The sequence below is a fragment of the Streptomyces torulosus genome (assembly GCF_001419765.1).
GTDB classification, from domain to species: domain Bacteria; phylum Actinomycetota; class Actinomycetes; order Streptomycetales; family Streptomycetaceae; genus Streptomyces; species Streptomyces torulosus.
Map to the genome: position 1 here is coordinate 1 of NZ_LIRK01000261.1, position 20558 is coordinate 20558.

Consider the following 20558-nt stretch of genomic DNA (forward strand, 5'->3'; position numbering starts at 1 on the left):
AGATTTGTATAACAGACAGCCCCCGCCCCCGTCGAGGAACGGCGCGACGACTTCGACCTCGCCGAACTCCGGCCGTGCTGGATCTCCCCACGGGACCGGCCCGCCGAGCACTACGGCACCAAGGAGCGCCCCGGCTGGCTGACGCTCCGGGCGCGCGGCGGCTCCCTGGACGAGCCCGACGTGGTGTTCGCCGGCCGCCGCCAGCAGCATCCGCGGTGCCGGGCGCGCGCGGTGGTCGACGCCGCCTCGGGGCGTGGTGGCCTCGCCGTACGCCTCGACGAGCGGCACCACTACGAGATCGAGGCGTCCGCCACGGACGTCCGGGTGATCGCGCGCGTCGGCTCGCTGCGCACCGTCGTGGCCTCCCGGCCCCTGCCCGACGGGCCGGTCACCGTCCTCCGCGTGGACGTCGGTGAACCGTCGGCCCCGCACGACGCGCGCACCGGGCCCGACGCGCTCACCTTCGGCGTCGAGGCACCGGACGGCACGTTCACCGCGCTGGCGACCCTCGACGGCCGCTATCTGTCGACCGAGGTGGCCGGCGGTTTCACCGGCCGGGTCCTCGGCCTGTACGCCGCCGAAGGCACCGTCCGCTTCGACTGGTTCGACTACGAGCCGCTCGCCCCCTGAAGCGGACGCCGCCCCCCCTTCCGCCACCCCAGCCCGCACGACCGACCGAGAGAGGAACAGCACGTGCACACCTCGCAGTTCAGACGCCGCCGAGGACGCGGCCCAGGACGACTGACCGGACTCCTGATGACGCTGGTCGTCATCCTCGGACTGTCCTCCGCCACGGTGTCCGCCGCCCCGGACGACAGGACGGCTCCGACCAGGTCGGCGGTCCGGGTCCCGGCCCGCGCGATGGACGTCGTCGCCGCGATGCAGCCCAGCTGGAACCTGGGCAACACCCTGGACGCCATTCCGGACGAGACGAACTGGGGCAACCCGAAGGCCACACGGGACCTGTTCGCCGCTCTCCGCCAGGAGGGTTTCCGCAGCGTCCGGATCCCGGTGACCTGGAGCGACCACCAGTGGGCCACCGCCCCCTACACCGTCGACGCCGCGTACCTGAGCCGTGTGAAGGAGGTCGTCGACTGGGCGCTCGACGAGGGCCTGTACGTCGTGCTCAACGTGCACCACGACTCGTGGCAGTGGATCGACGACATGCCCACCGACCACGACCGGGTGCTGGCCCGCTTCGACGCCACCTGGTCACAGATCGCCAGGACGTTCCGCGGCGCGCCGCGCGCCCTGATCTTCGAGAGCGTCAACGAACCGGTCTTCGACAAGGCCACCGCCGAGGAGAAGACCAGGCTGCTGCGCGAACTGAACACCTCCTTCCACAGAAACGTCCGCTCCTCGGGCGGCGGGAACACCGACCGGCTGCTCATGCTGCCCACGGAGGGGTGCACACCCTCCCAGAGCCTCATGGACGACCTTTACACCACGATCAAGTCGCTGAAGGACCGGCACCTGATCGCGACGGTGCACTACTACAGCTGGTACCCGTTCAGCGTGAACATCGCGGGCGGCACCCACTACGACGCCGCCGCCCGGAACGACCTCGACGACGCCTTCGCCCGGATGCGCGACACCTTCGTCGCCAGGGGCATCCCCGTCTACCTCGGTGAGTACGGCCTGCTCGGCTGGCCCGACCACAACCATCCCTCCCGTGTCGAGCGGGGCGAGGCGCTGAAGTACTACGAGCACCTCGGGCACGCGGCCCGCCTCGCCGGGGTCACCACCGCGCTGTGGGACCCCGGGACCTGGGCCTATCTGAACCGGGAGACCCTGAAGTGGACGGACCCCGCCCTGTTCGCCTGGATCAGGTCCAGCTGGACCACCCGTTCGGGCACGGCCTCCTTCGACAAGGTGTTCGTGCCGAAGTCGGAGCCGATCACGGCCAAGGGGCTCACCCTGCACCTCAACGGCACCACGTTCCGGGGCCTGTGGCACGGGAAGAAGCGGCTCGTCGAGGGACGGGACTACACCCTCTTCGACAGGACGCGGCTCGTCCTCACCGCCGGCGCGCTGACCCGGCTGACGGGCGACCGCGCGTACGGGGTCAACGCCACGCTCCAGGCCCGGTTCTCCCGAGGACTGCCCTGGCGGATCGAGGTGGTCACCTCCGACGACCCGGTGCTGTCCGACGCCACGGGCACGACCGACGCGTTCGCCGTCCCGACCCAGTACAGGGGTGACTCGCTGGCCACGATGGAGGCCCGGTACGGTGACGGCGGCAACGCCGGACAGACCGGCTGGACCCCGTTCCAGGAGTTCAACAAGGCGTTCTCGCCGGACTATCCGAACGACAGGATCGTCCTGCGGCCCGAGTTCCTGGACGCGCTGCGCGACGGCGACCTGGTGACCCTGACCTTCCACTTCTACAGCGGCGAGAAGGTCCTGTACCACGTCAAGCGGTCCGGCGACTCGATCACCGGCACACGCGTCACGCCCGCCTCCTGACCCGACCGTCCCCGCGCCCGAACCCCTCCCCGAATCCCGTCGCCGGGGTCCGCCCGCCGGATCCCGGCGACGGCACGCCGCAGCACCGAGGCACCGCAGTGCTGCCTCGCACCCGCACCCCGACCCAACGGCTGGGGCGACCTCCCCGCCTCCGTCACCGTCGCCGCCTCCCCACCGGCCCCGACGGGCGCCGCGTGCACGTGGTCCGCAACTGGAGCTGGACGCCGAGCGGGGTACGGGCGCCCGTGGACCTCGTCGACGCCCTGGGGAACCACTCGGTCCCGGCCGGCACGGTGGTCGATCTCGGCGCGTGGGACGTCCGTGTGTTCACCACCGTGCCGGGTGAACTCCGGCCGGTCCTGGAGGCGGTCCCGACCGTCACCGGACGTGGCGTGCGACGCCGGTCGCCTTCGCCATCAGCCACTCCAGCGGGCCGCGGGAGGCATACCGCGACCAGACGGTCGCGAAGACCATCACCGCCGCGATGAAGCCGAGGAGGACGTGCAGCGGGGAGCCCGGCAGTTCCTCGATGCCCAGGAGCTGGATGCCGACGATGTGGAAAACGTAGGCCGTCAGCGACATCGAGCCGACCGCGACGACCGGCCGCGCCAGACGGCCCAGACGGGGGAAGGCGTCCATCGCGGACAGGCAGCCGGCCACGACGGCGATCGCCACACCGGTGTTGGCGACGATCGACAGGGTCGTCTCACTGTGCGGGGAGGCGACCAGCAGCGCATGGGCGCTGCCCCAGGGGTAGCCGCCCGTGTCGGACCACCACAGGTCACCGGGGTCACCGCCCCAGGTGGACGCGCCGAGCGCCGCGTACGCGCCGGGCACGAGATGGATCGCCAGCCACGAGCCCCCGTAGCCGGCGACCGCCAGCGCGGCACCCGTCAGCGCGAGCCGTGCGCGGACGGCGGTGGCGGTGAGGTCGAGGCGGACGACGGCCATCCCGGCGATGACGAACGGGATCCAGGTCAGCGCGGGGTAGCTTCCGGTGAAAAGCAGTGAGACGGGCCCGTCGTAGCCGCCCTCCGGTCCGAGCCCGCTGTCCAGGACCGTCTGCCGCAGCACGTACAGGATCTGCGGCAGCACCAGCGCCGTGCCCGCCGCGATCATCGCGAGCGGACCCGCGCCGAGCCGGTACAGCGGCAGGACGAGGAGGAAGTACACGCCGTAGAAGGCGAGGATCACCTCGACCGGGGTGCCGGACATCGTCAGCGCCGTGCCCACGGCCAACAGGATCACCGCCCGGATGACCACCTTGGCGACGGCCTGGCGGCCCGCCCGGCCCGTCTTCGGCACGCTGCGCCCGGTGATGAGCACGACGGCGAACCCGGCCAGGAACGCGAACAGGGCGGAGGAGCGGCCGTGGGCCAGCTCCATCAGGAAGCCGGTCACCCCGCCCTCGCTGGGGTCGGGGCCGACATGGGCCGCGTACATGCCGAAGACGGCGAGACCACGGGCCAGGTCCAGGCCGATCAGCCGGCCCACGCCGGGCGCGCCGGGCGAGGGATCGGCCGAGCGGGGTACCGGTGACGTCCCGTCGGCCGGGGGCGGCGCGATGCCCGGGGGCAGCGTGGTGGCCGAGTGCTGTGTCATGGCGTTCAGCCTGGAAAGAACGCGCCCCGCGGAGTATCCGGCGACCGGCTGCACCACCCCTGCCGACCGGAGGGCGCATCCCCACCAGGCGGCGGGAGGCGTCCTTCGTGAGGGCGACGAGGACATGACTCAGGACGGCATGGAGCGACCGCCCTGCGCACCGCTCCGCACCACGTGACCGCCGTCCGGCGGCCCGGCTCACTGCTCCTTCGGCGGGGCCGTGCTCTCCCGAAGGGTCAGGGTGGTCGCGATCTCCAGTCCGACCTGCGGCACTTCGTCACCGCGGCCGAGGGCGAGCGCCAGTTCCGTGGCAGCCGTCGCCATCTCGGCGAGGGGCTGGTGGACGGTGGTCAGGGGCGGATCCATCCAGGCCACGGCCGGAACGTCGTCGAAGCCCACCACGCTGAGATCGTCCGGGACGCGCAACCCGAGTTCACGGGCGGCCTGGTAGACGCCGACCGCCTGCATGTCGTTCGCGGTGAACACGGCGGTGGGCCGGTCGGGCCGGGACAGCAACTCCCGTGCGGCCGCGTACCCGTGCTCGCGGGTGAGCTGGGTCCTGACCACCAGGCGGGGTTCCGACGGCAGGCCGGCCTCCGCGAGAGCGGACGTGTAGCCGGACAGCCGGGCGAGGCAGAAGGCGTGGTCGGGCCCGCTGATCATCGCGATGCGCCGGTGCCCGAGTCCGATGAGGTGCCGGGTCGCCGCCTGACCGCCCCTCCAGTTGGTGGCGCCCACGAACGGCACATCGTCGGGCAGCTCGTCGATCGGGTCGAAGACGACGAACGGAATGCCCCGCGCCCTCAGTTGCTCGCGCTCCGCCTCGGAGAGCTGCGCCACCGACAGGACGCACCGGGGACGTCGGCCGACGGTGTCGTCGATGGTCATGCCGGAGGTGTCATGGAGCCCGAACTCCGACACCAGCACACCGATCCGGTTCTTCCGGGCCACCCGTTCGACCCCGCGGATGATCTCCACGGCCCACATGCTCTCCAGTTCGCGGAAGACCAGCTCCACGAGGTTGCTGCGGTTCTTGGGAGGCTTGCGGTAGCCGTGCTGGTGGATCAGCTGCTCCACGCGGGCCCGTGTCTCGTCCGACACCCCGGACCGGCCGTTGAGCACCTTCGACACGGTGGGTACGGAGACGCCCGCGGACTCGGCGATGTACGCGATCGTCACCGATACGGGTCCCTCGCCGCGCTCCCCGTGGTCCTCCGTCGAAGGTTGTCCCGCTCGGTTGTCCGGCACGGTCGCCCTCTCCCCTCCCCTGGCCTGCTGCCCCGCCATTCTGGCACCTCGCGCCGGGGAACCGGTGATCGTCCGTCGCGCAGCGACGGCGCCCCGTCGGCGGCCGGCGGCCGACGGCCGGCGGTCAGCGGTCGAGGTGGAAGCGGACGGTGGTGCCCTCGGACGCGGTGTGGAGGCGGACCAGGTCGGTGATGTGGTGGACCAGCAGCAGGCCGCGTCCGCCCAGTTGGTCGCGTGCCGGGGGCCTGCGGCCGACCAGGGGGTCGGTCAGCTGCCCGAGGTCGTGGACCTCGCAGACGATCTGCTCGCCCTCGGCCCAGATCCGCAGCGTCCCCGATCCACCGCCGTGCACCACGGAGTTGGTGGTCAGCTCCGCGACCGCCAGCGTCAGATCCTGCATCCGCGCCTCCGCCAGGCCGAGCCGGCGGGCCTCCCGCACCGCGAACGCGCGGGCCCACGGCAGCGCTTCCGCGTCGAACGGCAGGGCCGCCGCTCCGGGCGGGCCGGCGAGGGGCTCGTTGTAGCGGGCGACGACCTGCTCGGGAGCGTAGGTGGCGCTGGGCCGTTCGACACCGGAGTCGATGACGACGGGATGCGTGGCGCGGGCGTCGTCGAGCACCGCCGGGGTCAGGGCGTCCGCGTCGTACGGGCAGAGGATCGTCACCGCACGGCCCTGGAAGGCCGCGTTGATGAGGGCCTCGTGCTGGACGCACGCCGGGTACTCCGCCGCCGAGCGGCCGGCCCAGATCGGCTCCCCGATGATCCTCACCCGGCCGCCCGGGTGGGCGTCGGCGAAGGCGCGCAGGACGCCGGGGATGATCCGCCCGGGGTTGCGGCCCGCCCGCGTCATGTCGAGGAACTCGACCCCGGCGGCGTCGGCGCCCAGCCCTGCCTCGATGAGGGCGAGGCGGGGGCCCGGTACGGCGACGGCGACGGCCTCCCCGGCGGCCAGACCGTCCCGGAGGAACGGCACGGTGCCCGCCAGGTACTGCTCCTCACCGCGGTAGAACAGCGCCGGGTGCACGAAAGGTCCAATGTCGGCGGCCGTGGTCATCGCTCCGCCACCTCGATCGCCGCGAGGCCGGGCCAGAACAGGTCGAGGATGCGCGTCAGCTCCGGCGGCGGACGGTGCACGACGATACGGCCGGTGGTCAGTCGCTGCGCGGTGACCGCCAGCACCGCCGCCCCGCCCACGTCGATGGACATCAGCCCCGACAACTCCACGTGGGAGACGCCCCCATGGGTGCTCGCCACCTTCTTCAGGGCCTGTTCCCAGGATGAACGGGTGATCACGTTGATCTCTCCAGCGGCACGGATACCAGGACGGCCGGACAGCGAACGGATCTCCAGCGCGGCGCCCCCGGGCCGCGGTGCCGGGACCCTCGCGTCCTCGTCGTCGGCGGCATCCACGTTCCCTCCCTGTGTCGGGTACCGGGGGGCGACGCTCCCCCGTGTCGCCGCTCACCGCATCCCCGGAAACGACGGACCTAAAGACACGTCATCGTATAACCCACCGGTCGACCGGACCTGATTGCGTGTCCGGTGTTTACGGATGGGCTTTCGGGACAGTCCAGTGCCTGTCATGGACACAGGCGTTCGAGCGCCCGGTGGGGCGATCGACCGACGGAGGGGGAACAACGTGCTCACCCACACAAGACGGTGGCGCCGCTTACTCGGCGCCCTGACGGGCGTGACCGTCGCGCTCGGACTCACGGCGGGGGCGGCGCAGCCCGCCGCGGCGGCCGGCGGTACGCCCCGGGCCGTGACCGCCTACCGCCACACCAGCGAGGCCGGCGACTGGATCGGGCAGGGCTCCGCCGTCGCGTACACCCCGTCCACGGCGAGCATCACCGTCGAGGGCGCTCTGGAAGTCGTACGGTTCCGGGTCGAGAACGACACCGCGTGGTGGGACGTGGTGCTCGCCGCCCCGCACGGCGAGAAGCTGCACCCCGGCGTCTACCGCGACGCGGAGCGGGCGCACTCCGCGACGGGCCGGGCCCCCGGCCTCGACGTGAGCGGACAGCACCGCGGCTGCAACGTGGTGTACGGGCAGTTCGCCATCCACCAGATCGAGGCCGACGCCTCCGGGGACATCACCCTGCTGGACGCCACCTACACCCAGCGCTGCGAGGCTCCGGACGCCCCCGCGCTCAAGGGTGTCGTCAAGTACCGCGCGTATCCGCTGTCGTTCACCTACGCCAGCGACCCGGGCGACTACCCCGGACAGGGCCGCTCGGGCACCCACACGGGGGCCACGAGCATCTTCGCGCTGCGGGAGTGGGGCGTCGGCGGCCTGTCCTGGGACGCGTCCGGCAAACGGGAGTCCTGGTCGGCTCTGCTCGTCCCGCCCACCGGCGAACGCTTCGAGGCGGGGCGCACCTACCGGACCGAACGCGGCAGCGGCCCCGGCATCGCCGGCCTCGACGTGTCCGGCTTCGGCGGCTGCAACCGCAGCCACGGCACCCTGACCCTCACCAAGCTGGCCCGGGACGCCGACGGTACGGTCACCGCCTTCGCCGCCACGTTCGAACAGCACTGCGAGGGAGCCGAGCCCGCACTGCGCGGGACGATCCACTACTACGCCTGACCGCACGGAACGGCGCGGACCCGCGGGGCACACCCCGGGTCCGCGCCGCACGCGACCCGTCTCCGGGAGCCGGCGTCGGACGTCTAGTCGACCCGGACGCCCACGATGCAGGTGTCGTCGTCCGTGTCGGACTTGCTGTAGGTGAGCAGGCGGTCCAGTTGCTGGTCGAGCGTGGGCGGGACCGTGCTCGCGGCCGTCAGCAGCTGGGCCAGCGACTCCTCCACGGAACGGTCACGGCGTTCGATCAGACCGTCCGTGTACATCAACAAGGTGTCGTCGACGGCCAGTTGGAGTTCGTGCTCCTCGTACGTCGCCTCCGGCACGGCGCCGAGCAGCAGGCCCTTGACCAGGGGCAGCGGTGCCGCCTCGCCGTCGCGCACCAGGACGGGCGGCAGATGGCCTGCCCTCGCCCAGCGCAGGGTGCGGACCTCGGGGTCGTACAGGCCGCAGACCGCCGTGGCGGTGACGGCGCCGTTCAGATGGTGGGCCACCATGTTGAGCCAGGACAGCAGTTGGGCCGGTCCCGCTCCCGTCACGGCGAGGCCTCGCAGCGCGTTGCGCAGGACCACCATGCTGGTGGCCGCCTCGATGCCGTGTCCGGCGACGTCCCCCACGCACAGCAGCACCAGCCGGGACGGCAGCACGACCGCGTCGTACCAGTCGCCGCCGACCAGGTTCTGCGTCTCCGCGGGCCGGTAGCGGACGGCCACCCGTAGTCCGGGGGCCTCCAGGGGGGCCTGCGCGGGGGGCATGATCGCGTGCTGGAGCTGGAGGGTCAGCCGGTTGCGTTCGCTCGCCTGCTGCTCGGTGTGGGCGAGCTGGTCGCGGGTCGCGGCAAGGGCGACCTCCGTCCAGTGGTGGGCGGAGATGTCCTGGTAGGCGCCCCGTACGACGAACAGCCGGCCGTCGGAGTCGAGGACCGGTTCGGCCACCACGCGGATGTGCCGGGTCACGCCGTCGGGCCGCTGGAGCCGGAACGCCGTGGACGCCGGGCGGCGGTGGTGCAGCAGGGTGCGCAGGAACCTCCCGATCGCGACGGCGTCGTCGGGGTGGGCGTGGGCGGGCAGTTGCTCCAGCGGGACCGGGCCGCCGACGGCGGGCTTGCCGTAGAGGCTGTAGAGCTGCCCGTTCCAGGTGATCTCGCCGGTGAGGAGGTTCTCCTCGAAGCCGCCGATACGGCCGAGGCGCTGGGCGTGCTGGAGCAGACTCGCCAGGCGCGCCGTCTCGTCCTCTATCCGCCAGATGAGCAGGACGCTGCCCCCGTGGCGGCTGATGTTGACGTCGGCGACCGCGGCCAGCGGGACGTCGTCCACGAGGGCGGTGAGCCGCATGCGGTGGGCGCGGAACGGCTCGCCCGTGGCGTAGACCCGTTCGACCTGGCCGAAGAGTTCGCTGTCGCCGGCGGCCATCGGGTAGGCCTCCAGCAACAGCGCCCCGTTGACGACGCCGCGGGGCCGGCCCGCCGGGTCGAGGAAGCGCCGGTTGACGTGGTGGATGCGGAAGTCGACCAGTTCCCCGTCGGCGTCCAGGTGCGGGACGAGCACCAGCGCGGGGTCGTGGAGGCCGTCGGCCAGGTCCATCAGCTCGGCGACGGCCGGCAGGACTCCGGGCCGGGTGTCGCCGTCGGGCCGGCGCGGGACGTATGTCTCCAGCGTGTGCGCGCACAGCTCCGCCAGGGCCTCCACCTGACGGACGATCTGCGGGGGCTGGGGCTCCAGCGGTGTGGGCCAGACGATCTCCAGCACGCCGTGGATGCGGCCGCCGGTGCCCGCGGGGAGGGCGACGCGGCCTCCGTCGGGGTGGTGGTGCTGGCCGATGGACGGCAGCCCCGTCTTCGACAGACAGCCGATCCACTGGCCCGTCCGCTCGCCCAGTCCGCGGCGTGCCACGGTCGCCACGCCCGGCGGCACATACCGCCAGCGGCCGGCCTCCGCCGTCGAGAACCCGGCGCTGCCCGCCAGGGTGAGGGAGCCGTCGGCGTCCAGCGCCCAGATGGCGACGGCCTCCGCGCCGAGCGGTGTCAGGGCGTGTTCGAGCAGGGAGTCGGCCACGGCCTGCGCGTCGTCCGCGGCCAGCGCCCCGCTCTCGGCGGTCCGCAGCCGTACGGCGAAGGAGTCGCGCCCCGCCTCGGTGGTGTCGCCGCGGTGCGCGGTGGTCGCGAGGAACGCGGTCGTGACCTCCGAGAGCCGGTCGCGCGAGGCCTGGTTGATGACCTCGACGGCGAACTCCAGGGGGGTCACGCCCGCCTGCTCGGTCAGCTCGGCGAGCTGCCGTGCCGCCTGGGCCGGCCCGCAGTGGAGGCGTTCGACGAGGATGCCCTTGGCCAGCTCGACCAGGGCGCGGCCGTCGGCTTCCGCCTGGGCGGCCTGCACCTCGCGGCGCAGGCGCTCGACGGTCGCGGCGAGCCGTCCGACCGGGGAGGACTGCCCTGTGCCGTCCTTGTCGTCCGGGCCGGTGACGGCCACCGCGTCATCGTCCGGGGCCCGGTCGGCGGGGGGCGGGGCGACGGTCGTCCCGGCGGTTCGGCCGCTGGCGAGCAGATCGGTGCCCGCCGCCGGGTCGGCGGCGGACGGCTCGCCCGTCGGGGCGCCGGGGCCCGGCGGGTCGGTGGGCTGGTGGAGGTTGCTCACGGTTGGCCTGTTCCTGGGCTCGGGCGTCCGGGGACGCCAGGCGGTCGGCTGCTGTGCGTGGCGGGGCGGCTCCCCGTCACGTGGACAGCCAGCGTCGGACGCGGCCGATGAGGTCGTTGGTGTCGACGGGCTTGGTGACGTAGTCGTTGGCGCCCGACGCGAGACTCTTCTCCTGGTCGCCGGGCATGGCCTTCGCGGTGACGGCGATGATGGGCAGCTCGGCGTACTGGGCCATCGCGCGGATCTCCGCGGTCGCGGTGTACCCGTCCATCTCCGGCATCATCACGTCCATCAGGACGAGCGAGATGTCGGGGTGGGCGAGCAGCATCTCGATGCCCTTGCGGCCGTTGTCGGCGTGCAGGACCTGGAAGCCGTGCAGTTCGAGGACCCCGCTGAGGGCGAAGAGGTTGCGCGCGTCGTCGTCGACCACGAGCACGGTACGGCCGAGGAAGGCGTCGTCGACGACCTCGGCGGCCGGGCGCTGCAGGTCGTCGCCCCGGACCAGGGACAGCACGTCGCCCGGCTCCTCGGCGGACAGGTGCAGGGTGATCCGTTCGCGCAGTTCGTCCAGGCTGGACAGGAAGTCCAGCGGGCGGCTCTCCGCGCGGGAGCGCAGCGTCTGCTCCTGCGCCAGGTCCACGCGGTGTCCGGTGTGCACGAGGACGGGCACGCTGGCGAGCGCCGAGTCGCCCTCCATGGCCTCCAGCAGCCGGGCGCCCTCGCCGTCGGGCATGCCGAGTTCCAGGACGACGCAGTGGCAGGGGTCGGCGGCCAGGGTGCTGGCCGCTTCCTGCGCCCCGACTGCCGTGATGATGTCGATGGCGCCGAGCGGGTCGTCGGGGTCGGGCGCGATGTCCGCGACGGCGCGTTCGGCGACGAGGGTCAGCAGCCCGCGGGGCCGTTCCTCGACGACGAGGAGGCGCCGCCTGCGCCGTTCCGCCGACACGGTGGGAGCGGTGTCCGGCCGGGTGGCCGGAGGGAGTTCGGCGGTGTCCGACTGCTCCACGGGCCGGGCGCCGCCGACGAGCCCGTCCTCGAAGTCGGCGCGCGCCACGGGCAGGTAGAGCGTGAAGGTGCTGCCCTGACCGGGTGTGCTGTCGACCGTGACGGCGCCGCCCAGCAGATGGGCGATCTCCCGGGTGATCGACAGACCGAGGCCGGTGCCGCCGTACTTGCGGCTGGTGGTGCCGTCCGCCTGCTGGAACGCGCCGAAGATCGCCTCCAGCTGCTGCTGGGGGATACCGATGCCGGTGTCCTTCACCCGGAAGGCCACCACGGGGCCGCCGCGGAGGACGCCGAGGGGCACCTCCCGGTCGGCAGCGGGTTCGATGCGCAGTTCGACACCGCCCTGCTCGGTGAACTTCACCGCGTTGGAGAGCAGGTTGCGCAGGATCTGCCGCAGCCGGGAGTCGTCGGTGAGCAGGTCGGCCGGTGTGCCGGGGGCGGTGGCCACCGTGAATTTGAGGCTCTTCTGCGTCGTCATCGGCCGGAACGTCGCCTCGACGTACTCCAGCAGCTTGCGCAGCGGGACCCGTTCGGGGGTGACGTCCATCTTGCCGGCCTCGACCTTCGACAGGTCGAGGATGTCGTTGATCAGCTGGAGCAGGTCCGAGCCGGCCGAGTGGATGATGCCCGCGTACTCGACCTGCTTGGGGGTGAGGTTGCGGGAGGGGTTCTGTGCGAGCAACTGGGCGAGGATCAGCAGGCTGTTGAGCGGGGTGCGCAGTTCGTGGCTCATGTTGGCCAGGAACTCCGACTTGTACTTGGACGCGAGCGCCAGTTCCTGGGCGCGGGTCTCCAGTTCCTGCCGGGCCTGTTCGATCTCCAGGTTCTTGGCCTCGATGTCGCGGTTCTGCGAGGCGAGCAGCGACGCCTTCTCCTCCAGTTCGGCGTTGGAGCGCTGGAGTTCGTCCTGCTGCACCTGCAACTCGGCGGAGCGGGCCTGGAGTTCGGCGGTGAGCCGCTGGGACTCGTCCAGCAGTTCGTCGGTGCGGGCGTTGGCCACGATGGTGTTGAGATTGACGCCGATGGTGGGCATCAGCTGGGCGAGGAAGTCCTGGTGGATCTGGGTGAAGCGGGTGACGGAGCCCAGTTCGATGACGCCGAGGACCTGGTCCTCGACCACGATGGGCAGCACCACCAGGGCGCTGGGCACGGCCTGTCCGAGGCCGGAGGAGATGGTGACGTAGCCCGGCGGCAGTTCCTCGACGCTGATGGGTCGGCGGTTGCGGGCGGCCTGCCCGACGAGGGAGCGCCCCACGGGGATGCGGTCGGGCCGGTCGGTGTCGTCGGGGTAGCCGTACGAGCCGACGAGCCGCAGCTCGGGGCCGCGGGTGGTGTCCTCGGCGAGGTAGAAGGCGCCGTACTGCGCCGAGACCAGCGGCGCGAGTTCGTCCATGACGAGTTCGGCGACGACGGGCAGCTCGCGGTGGCCCTGCATGAGGCCGGAGATCCGGGCGAGGTTGGTCTTCAGCCAGTCCTGCTCCTGGTTGGCCCGCGTGGTCTCGCGCAGGGACTCCACCATGGAGTTGATGTTGTCCTTCAGTTCGGCGACCTCACCGGACGCCTCCACGGTGATCGAGCGGGTCAGGTCGCCCTCGGCGACGGCGCTCGCGACCTCGGCGATCGCGCGGACCTGGCGGGTGAGGTTCCCGGCGAGTTCGTTGACGTTCTCCGTCAGCCGCTTCCAGGTGCCCTCGACGCCCTCGACCTCGGCCTGGCCGCCGAGCCGGCCCTCGCTGCCGACCTCGCGGGCGACGCGGGTGACCTCGGCGGCGAACGACGACAGCTGGTCGACCATCGTGTTGATGGTGGTCTTCAGCTCCAGGATCTCGCCGCGCGCGTCGACGTCGATCTTCTTCGACAGGTCGCCGTTGGCGACGGCGGTGGTCACCAGGGCGATGTTGCGGACCTGGCCGGTGAGGTTGTTGGCCATCGAGTTGACGTTGTCGGTGAGGTCCTTCCAGGTGCCGGCGACGTTCGGCACGTGCGCCTGGCCCCCGAGGCGTCCCTCGGTGCCGACCTCGCGGGCGACGCGGGTGACCTCGTCGGCGAAGGCGGAGAGGGTGTCGACCATCGTGTTGATGACGTCGGCGAGGGCGGCGACCTCGCCCTTGGCCTCGACCGTGATCTTCTGCGAGAGGTCGCCGCGTGCGACGGCGGTGGCGACCTGGGCGATGGAGCGGACCTGACCGGTCAGGTTGGACGCCATCACGTTGACGTTGTCCGTGAGGTCCTTCCAGGTCCCCGAGACGCCCCGGACGATCGCCTGTCCGCCCAGGTTGCCCTCGGTGCCGACCTCGCGGGCGACACGGGTCACCTCGTCGGCGAACGCGGAGAGCTGGTCGACCATCGTGTTGATGGTGTTCTTCAGCTCCAGGATCTCCCCACGCGCGTCCACGGTGATCTTCTGCGACAGATCGCCCTGGGCCACCGCGGTGGCGACCTGGGCGACGTTGCGGACCTGTGCGGTGAGGTTGCCCGCCATGAAGTTCACGGAGTCCGTGAGGTCGCGCCAGGTGCCCTTGACGCCCTTGACGTCGGCCTGCCCGCCGAGGCGCCCCTCGGTTCCGACCTCACGGGCGACACGGGTCACCTCGTCGGCGAAGCCGGAGAGCTGGTCGACCATCGTGTTGATGGTGTTCTTCAGCTCCAGGATCTCCCCACGCGCGTCCACGGTGATCTTCTGCGACAGATCGCCCTGGGCCACCGCCGTGGTCACCTGGGCGACATTGCGGACCTGCGAGGTCAGGTTGCCCGCCATGAAGTTGACCGAGTCGGTCAGGTCGCGCCAGACGCCGGCGACACCGGGCACCTGGGCCTGGCCGCCGAGGCGGCCCTCGCTGCCGACCTCGCGGGCGACCCGGGTGACCTCGTCGGCGAACGACGACAGCTGGTCGACCATCGTGTTGACGGTCTCCTTCAGCTGGAGGATCTCGCCACGCGCGGGGACGTCGATCTTCTGGGACAGGTCGCCCTTGGCGACCGCCGTCGCCACCTGCGCGATGTCGCGGACCTGGGTGGTCAGATTGCCCGCCATGGCGTTGACCGAGTCGGTCAGGTCCGCCCAGGTGCCCGAGACCCCCGGCACCTCGGCCTGACCGCCGAGCGTGCCCTCGGTGCCCACCTCGCGCGCGACGCGGGTGACCTCCGAGGTGAACACCGACAGCTGGTCCACCATGCCGTTGAAGACCGTGGCGATGTCCCCGAGCAGACCGTCGCCGTCGGACGGCAGCCGGGTGCCGAAGTCGCCGTCCCGTACGGCGGTCAGTCCGGCCAGCAACTGCCGCAGTTCCTGCTCGCCCGGGGCCCGCTCGGGAGCCTCGATCGTCTTGCCGCTCATGCGCACCCTCGTTCCGCTCCCCTAGAGCCCTCACCCCGAGGACTCGGAACCCGCGCCGGGCCCCTGGCGAGGCCCGCTCCTCCTCCGCATTTCCGCAGTTCACGGAAGAGCCGGATGAGAAAATCCGGTGAAGGTTAACTCAGTTGTCGCGCCACGACCAAAGCCTCGTACGGACATCTCGGCCGCCACGAAAAGACCCTGCACCGAGCGGCATACATCGGTGAACGGGGGGCACTCGGCGTGGTTCGGCCCGGCCGTCCGGCCGGCGCCGGAGCTGCGCCGCCGGCGGCCTCGGGGCGCTATTTGACCGACCCTGCCATGACCCCCTGCACGAAGTGCCGCTGGAAGGCGAAGAACACGACCACCGGCACGATCAGCGACAGGAACGCGCCCGGCGCCAGCACGTCGATGTTGCTGCCGAACTGGCGGATCTGCGACTGGAGCTCCACCGTCAGCGGCTGGGAGGAGCTGTCGGCGAACAGCAGCGCCACCAGCATGTCGTTCCACACCCACAGGAACTGGAAGATGGCGAGGCTCGCGATCGCCGGCCGTCCCACCGGCAGGACGAGCCGGGTGAAGATGCGCCATTCGGTTCCCCCGTCCATCCGGGCCGCCTCCAGCATCTCCTTGGGGATCTCGGCGAAGTAGTTGCGCAGCAGGAAGACGGCGAACGGCAGGCCGTAGGAGACGTGGAAGAGGACGACACCCGGGATCGTGCCGAACAGCCCGAGCTGGCCGAAGAGTTTCGCCACCGGCAGCAGACCGATCTGCACCGGCACCACCAGCAGGGCGACCACCAGCAGGAACAGCGTGTCGCGGCCGGGGAAGTCCAGCCAGGCGAAGGCGTACCCGGCGAGCGCGGCGATCACCACCACGAGCACCGTCGTGGGTACGGAGATCAGCACCGTGTTCCAGAACGCGCGGGTGATTCCCGCGTTCTCCAGCAGCGCCGTGTAGTTGTCGAAGGACAGCTGCCCGGGGCTGGTGAACGTCGTCCACCATCCGCCCCTGGCGGTGTCCTCGGCGGACCGCAGGGACGACAGGAGCAGTCCGGCCAGCGGGGTGAGCCAGATCAGCCCGATGACCACCAGGAAGGCCTGAACCAGGCTGTTGCCCAGTCCGCGCCGGAGCGCACCGAGATTCATCGCTGACTCCCTCGGAATCGACGGACGTTGAAGACCATGGCCGGGATCACCAGCAGCAGGAGCAGGACCCCGAGGGCGCTGCCCAGGCCCTGGTTGTTGCCGCCGCCGAAGGACACCAGCCACATCTGGGTGGCCAGCACGGTCGCGTCCTCCTGCACGGGTCCGGGCGCGATGATGTAGACGAGGTCGAACACCTTCATCACGTTGATGACGAGGGTCACGAAGACCACGGTCAGCACGGGCGCCAGCAGGGGCACGGTGATCCGGCGGAACACCTGCCACTCGTTGGCGCCGTCCATCCGCGCCGCCTCCAGCGTGTCCCGCGGCAGCGTGGACAGGCCCGCCCCGATGAGCACCATGGCGAAACCGGTCCAGATCCACAGGTAGGCGCCGATGATCGCGGGCGTGACGAGCGCCGGGCCGAGCCAGGAGACGCCGTCGTAGGGCGGGGCGAAGTTCGAGCCGGGGAGCGCGACGGTGTACGTGCCGTCGGCGAGGCCCGCGAAACGGAAGGAGCCGTCGGCCCCGGTGGTCGTGCTCGCGACCGCCTTCCCGTCGCGCACCGCCTCGACGGTCATCCGGGGCAGCCCGCTCTCCTCGGGGTCGACCCGGCCGGGCTCTCCGCCCCCGCCACGCGTGAAGTCGAGGTAGACGACGCCGCGCAGCTCGTCGGGGGCCGCCTCGCGGGCGGCCGCCGTACGGGCCGGTCGGGCACCCTCGGGCAGGTCCTTGGGCGCGACGCCGACCAGGCCGAGGGCGACCGTGTCGCCGGGCGAGACCGTCGTGCTGGTGCGGTAGGAGCCGTCGGCGCCCTCGCTGAGGCCCTGGCCGTCACGGGCGCGGGCCGTCGGGTACGACGAGGAGCCCTGGAATGCGTCGTGGACGCCGACCACCGCCGCGTTCAGGACGCCCTTGTCGGGGTCCTCGTCGTAGGCGAGCCGGAAGATGATGCCGGCGGCGAGGAAGGAGACGGCCATGGGCATGAAGAGGAGCAGCTTGAACGCGGTGGCCCAGCGGACCTTCTCGACGAGCACCGCGAGGATCAGCCCGAGCCCGGTCAGCAGGGCCGGCGCCACCACGACCCAGATCGCGGTGTTGCGGACCGCCTTGAGGGTGGCCGGGTCGCGGAACATCTCGGTGTAGTTCTCGCCGCCGACGAACCGGGTGCCGGTGGCGTCGAAGAGGCTGCGGCCCACGGAGAACAGCACGGGGTAGACGACGAGCGCGCCGAGCAGGAGCAGGGCGGGGAAGACGAAGAGGAGGGCGACGATCCGGCCCCGCCGCCGGGCGCGCCGTTGACGCACGGCGGGTTCGGCGGCGGGGGGAACGGCCACCTTCGTGGCAGTGGCGGTCATCGCGGTCAGCCCTTGTACGCCTTGGCCGCGGCGGCCTCCAGCTGTGCGGCGGTCCCCTTCGGGTCGGACGGGTCGCGCAGGAAGTCCTGGAGGATCTTCCACTCGCCGGCGCCCTTGGTCCCGCCGAAGGCGGCCGGGGCCTGGTCGGACATGTCGAAGCGGACGGAGTCGCCGGCGGCTATGAGGGATTCGGCGGTGGTGCGGGTGACGTCGTCGCCGTAGGCGGCGGGGTCGACCTTCTTGTTCGGGGAGAGGAAACCGCCCGCCTCGGCCCACACGGCGGCGGCCTCCGGGGTGGCCAGGTACTCCAGCAGGGCCATGCCGGCCTCGGTGTTCTTGCCGTCCTTGAGGACGACGGCCGCGTCACCGCCGCTGACCACGGGTGCCTTGCCGCCGTCGACCGGCGGGAACGGGAAGAAGTTCGCGTCCTCGCCGATCTTCCGGCCGAACTGGTCCTTGGCGACGCCGGCGACGAAGTCGCCCTCGTAGACCATGCCGGCCTCGGGCTCGGGGCCGAAGACCTTCTCGACGGAGCCGGGGAAGTCGGTGTTGAGGGCGCCCTTCTGCCCGCCCTCCAGCAGCTGCTTGTCGCCGAACAGCTCGCCGAGCGTGGTGAGCGCGTCGACCACGCTGTCGTCCGTCCACTTCAGCTTGTGGGCGGCGAGGGCGTCGTACTTCTCGGGGCCCGCCTGGGAGAGGTAGACGTTCTCGAACCAGTCGGTGAGCGTCCAGCCGTCCTGCCCGGCGACGGAGAAGGCGGCGAGACCCGAGTCGGAGACGGTCCGCCCGGCCTTCAGCATCTCGTCGTACGACTTCGGCGGCTTGACGCCGGCGGTGTCGAGGGCGTCGGGGCTGTACCAGACGGTCGACTTGTGGGCGGCCTTGAAGTACAGGCCGTAGAGGGTGCCGTCGACGCTGCCGTAGTCCTTCCACACGGTCGCGTAGTTGGCGTCGACGGACTTCCGCGTGGTGCCGGACAACGGCTTGAGCCAGCCGTTCCCGGCGAACTGCTGGAGCACGCCGACCTGCGGGACCATCACCACGTCGGGGGCGTTGCCGCCCTCGATCTTGCTGCCGACGACGGTGGAGACGTTGTCACCGGTGGAGACGAACTGGGTCTTGGCGCCGGTCTTCTCGGTGAAGGCGTCCAGCACCTTCTGGAAGTTCTTCTGCTCGCTGCCGGACCAGACGCCGGCGACGGTGACCGTCTGGCCGTTCAGCGCCTTGTCGCCGCCGCCCGCGGCGACGGGTCCGCCGCCTCCGCAGGCGGTGGCGCCGAGCGCCAGGGCGAGGGCGGTGCAGCCGGTGAGCAGGGTGGTACGTCGTCGCATCATCGTTGATGTCCCTTCGGAGCGGGGGGAATGGACGGTGTGAGGGGTGTGGGGGCTCAGGAACCGGCGTCGTCGCCGATCCACCAGGCGGCCGTGGAGCCGGGGAGGACCCCGGCCGGGCAGGGGCCGCTGGACAGCAGGGGGGTGCCGGCGACGGGCGCGGGCGAGGGGGCGGTGCCGAAGTTGACGGCGCAGACCAGGCCGTCACCGCGGACGAAGCCGAGGACGCCGGGCTGGGTGTCCAGCCAGCGCATCTCGCCCTCGCCGAGCTGGGGCAGGGCGGCGCGCAGTTGGAGACCGTCGCGGTAGAGGTGCCAGAAGGAGCGGGTGTCGGCGAGCGCGCGGTCGGTGGCGTACTCGGCGAAGTACTCGGGCTGCGGCAGCCACGGCTTGGCGCCCTCGACCCCGGAGGTGAAGCCGAACGGGGAGGCCTGCCCGGACCACGGCAGCGGCACCCGGCAGCCGTCGCGGATCCGGGCGCGGCTGCCGGTGCGGCGGAAGATCGGGTCGGTGAGCACGTCGTCGGGCAGGTCGACGACCTCGGGCAGGCCCAGTTCCTCGCCCTGGTAGATGTAGGCGGCTCCGGGCAGCGCCAGCATCAGCAGGGCGGCGGCGCGGGCGCGGGCGGCGCCGAGGCCGCTGCCCTCGACGGCGGGCTCGCCGTAGCGGGTGACCGTGCGGACCTGGTCGTGGTTGTTGAGGACCCAGGTGACGGTCGATCCCGTGCCCGCGATGTCCTGCATGGCCTCGGTGATCACCTTGCGGAAGGCGTCGGCGTCCCAGGAGGCGCTCAGCAGGTCGAAGAAGAACGCCTGGTGGAGTTCGTCGGGGCGCACGTACAGGGCGTGCTCACGTGCCGTGGGGACCGAGACCTCCCCGACGAGGAGCCGCTCGCGGCCGTCCCGCTCGGTGTACTCCTCGCACACCGCCCGCCAGTGCCGCCACACGTCGTGGACCTCGGGCTGGTTCCAGGCGAGCGGGTTGACCGAGTCGCGGGTGCGGGCGTCGGCCTCGGGGTCCGGCGAGTCGGGCAGCTCGGGGTGCTTGAAGAGGCCGGCGGCGACGTCGATGCGGAAGCCGTCGACGCCCCGGTCGAGCCAGAAGCGCAGGACGCGGTCGAAGTGGGCGCCGACCTCGGCGTCACGCCAGTTCCAGTCGGGCTGCTCGGGCGTGAACATGTGCAGGTACCACTGGCCGGGCCGGCCGTCGGCCTCGGTGACGCGGGACCAGGCGGGGCCGCCGAACATGGCGTGCCAGTTGTTGGGCGGCTCGGCTCCGTCCGCTCCCCGCCCGTCGGCGAAGTGGAAGCGGGCGCGGGCCTCGCTGCCCGGCGCGGAGGCCAGGGCCTCGCGGAACCACGGGTGATCGCTGGAGCAGTGGTTCGGCACGATGTCGAGGAGCACCTTGACGCCGAGCCGCCGGGCGGCCGCCACCAGCAGGTCGAACTCGGCGAGGTCGCCGAAGAGCGGGTCGACGTCGCAGTAGTCGGCGACGTCGTAGCCGTGGTCGTGCTGCGGGGAGGGATAGAAGGGGCTCAGCCAGATGCCGTCGACGCCCAGCTTCTTGAGGTACGGCAGTCCGGCCCGGACCCCGGCGAGATCGCCGACGCCGTCGCCGGTGCTGTCCAGGAAGCTGCGGACGTACACCTGGTAGATCACTGCGTCACGCCACCAGTGACGCGATTCGATGCGCTTGGAGCTCACCCCGTTGGCCTGTCTGTGCGAGCTGACGGTTATGCATGCATGTTATGTAGGCGTTTCACGGGGGTGTCAACGAGTGAACAGCAGGTATCTGGAACCTGGCCCTTTATATGCGGATATTCCGCCCCAAGAGGAGGCAGGCCGATACGGGG

12 protein-coding genes and 1 pseudogene are annotated in these 20558 nt (G+C 71.7%); 3 read left to right on the forward strand and 10 right to left on the reverse strand.

Annotation, left to right across the window (positions count from 1 at the left end):
• Window positions 1-21 precede the first annotated feature (21 nt).
• Window positions 22-630 (forward strand): annotated as a pseudogene (locus tag AOK23_RS18730) (beta-xylosidase family glycoside hydrolase); the annotation flags it as partial.
• A gap of 126 nt (window positions 631-756) precedes the next feature.
• The gene (locus AOK23_RS18735; protein ID WP_079049553.1) at window positions 757-2466 is read left to right on the forward strand and encodes a cellulase family glycosylhydrolase; all 1710 of its coding nucleotides are present in this window, start codon (window positions 757-759) and stop codon (window positions 2464-2466) included.
• A 378-nt stretch (window positions 2467-2844) separates the two neighbouring features.
• Here AOK23_RS18735 and AOK23_RS18740 read toward each other — a convergent pair whose 3' ends face one another.
• The 4 genes from AOK23_RS18740 to AOK23_RS18755 form a co-directional block, all read right to left on the reverse strand.
• Window positions 2845-4068 carry a DUF418 domain-containing protein gene (locus AOK23_RS18740; protein ID WP_055713843.1) on the reverse strand — a complete coding sequence of 408 codons (1224 nt, stop codon included), beginning with the start codon at window positions 4066-4068 and terminating at the stop codon, window positions 2845-2847.
• Between the two features lie 198 nt (window positions 4069-4266).
• Window positions 4267-5247, reverse strand: coding sequence for a LacI family DNA-binding transcriptional regulator (locus AOK23_RS18745; RefSeq protein WP_240496442.1), 981 nt, complete (start codon window positions 5245-5247; stop codon window positions 4267-4269).
• Window positions 5248-5440: 193 nt separating this feature from the next.
• The gene (locus AOK23_RS18750; protein ID WP_206336235.1) at window positions 5441-6370 is read right to left on the reverse strand and encodes a sensor histidine kinase; all 930 of its coding nucleotides are present in this window, start codon (window positions 6368-6370) and stop codon (window positions 5441-5443) included.
• A complete protein-coding gene (locus AOK23_RS18755) occupies window positions 6367-6726 on the reverse strand; it encodes an STAS domain-containing protein (RefSeq protein WP_055713845.1) in 360 nt (119 codons plus the stop codon). Before AOK23_RS18755 ends, AOK23_RS18750 begins: the two co-directional genes overlap by 4 nt.
• 229 nt (window positions 6727-6955) lie before the next feature.
• On the opposite strand from AOK23_RS18755, the gene AOK23_RS18760 reads away from it, so the two are divergent.
• A complete protein-coding gene (locus tag AOK23_RS18760; RefSeq protein WP_240496443.1) occupies window positions 6956-7903 on the forward strand; it encodes a hypothetical protein in 948 nt (315 codons plus the stop codon).
• Between the two features lie 83 nt (window positions 7904-7986).
• Here the strand turns inward: AOK23_RS18760 and AOK23_RS18765 are convergent, their stop codons facing one another.
• From AOK23_RS18765 to AOK23_RS18790, 6 genes are all read right to left on the reverse strand, one after another.
• A complete protein-coding gene (locus AOK23_RS18765) occupies window positions 7987-10368 on the reverse strand; it encodes a SpoIIE family protein phosphatase (protein ID WP_240496447.1) in 2382 nt (793 codons plus the stop codon).
• 241 nt (window positions 10369-10609) lie between these two features.
• Window positions 10610-14875, reverse strand: a complete 4266-nt coding sequence (locus tag AOK23_RS18770) for a HAMP domain-containing protein (RefSeq protein ID WP_055713847.1) — start codon at window positions 14873-14875, stop codon at window positions 10610-10612.
• Window positions 14876-15174: 299 nt separating this feature from the next.
• A complete protein-coding gene (locus AOK23_RS18775) occupies window positions 15175-16020 on the reverse strand; it encodes a carbohydrate ABC transporter permease (protein WP_055713848.1) in 846 nt (281 codons plus the stop codon).
• A complete protein-coding gene (locus tag AOK23_RS18780) occupies window positions 16017-17375 on the reverse strand; it encodes an ABC transporter permease (protein WP_055713849.1) in 1359 nt (452 codons plus the stop codon). The genes AOK23_RS18775 and AOK23_RS18780 overlap by 4 nt, the downstream gene beginning before the upstream one ends.
• Before the next feature lie 5 nt (window positions 17376-17380).
• Window positions 17381-18709, reverse strand: a complete 1329-nt coding sequence (locus AOK23_RS18785) for an ABC transporter substrate-binding protein (RefSeq protein WP_055713850.1) — start codon at window positions 18707-18709, stop codon at window positions 17381-17383.
• Window positions 18710-18762: 53 nt separating this feature from the next.
• Window positions 18763-20409: a glycoside hydrolase family 13 protein gene (locus AOK23_RS18790; RefSeq protein ID WP_055713851.1), complete on the reverse strand. Its 1647-nt coding sequence runs from the start codon at window positions 20407-20409 to the stop codon at window positions 18763-18765.
• Window positions 20410-20558: the final 149 nt, after the last annotated feature.

Bases quoted from the DNA above. Each gene is read 5' to 3' on its own strand.
- AOK23_RS18735 (WP_079049553.1), top strand. From the start codon at position 757: ATGACGCTGGTCGTCATCCTCGGACTGTCCTCCGCCACGGTGTCCGCC.
- AOK23_RS18740 (WP_055713843.1), bottom strand. From the start codon at position 4,068: ATGACACAGCACTCGGCCACCACGCTGCCCCCGGGCATCGCGCCGCCC.
- AOK23_RS18750 (WP_206336235.1), bottom strand. From the start codon at position 6,370: ATGACCACGGCCGCCGACATTGGACCTTTCGTGCACCCGGCGCTGTTC.
- AOK23_RS18770 (WP_055713847.1), bottom strand. From the start codon at position 14,875: ATGAGCGGCAAGACGATCGAGGCTCCCGAGCGGGCCCCGGGCGAGCAG.
- AOK23_RS18775 (WP_055713848.1), bottom strand. From the start codon at position 16,020: ATGAATCTCGGTGCGCTCCGGCGCGGACTGGGCAACAGCCTGGTTCAG.
- AOK23_RS18780 (WP_055713849.1), bottom strand. From the start codon at position 17,375: ATGACCGCCACTGCCACGAAGGTGGCCGTTCCCCCCGCCGCCGAACCC.
- AOK23_RS18785 (WP_055713850.1), bottom strand. From the start codon at position 18,709: ATGATGCGACGACGTACCACCCTGCTCACCGGCTGCACCGCCCTCGCC.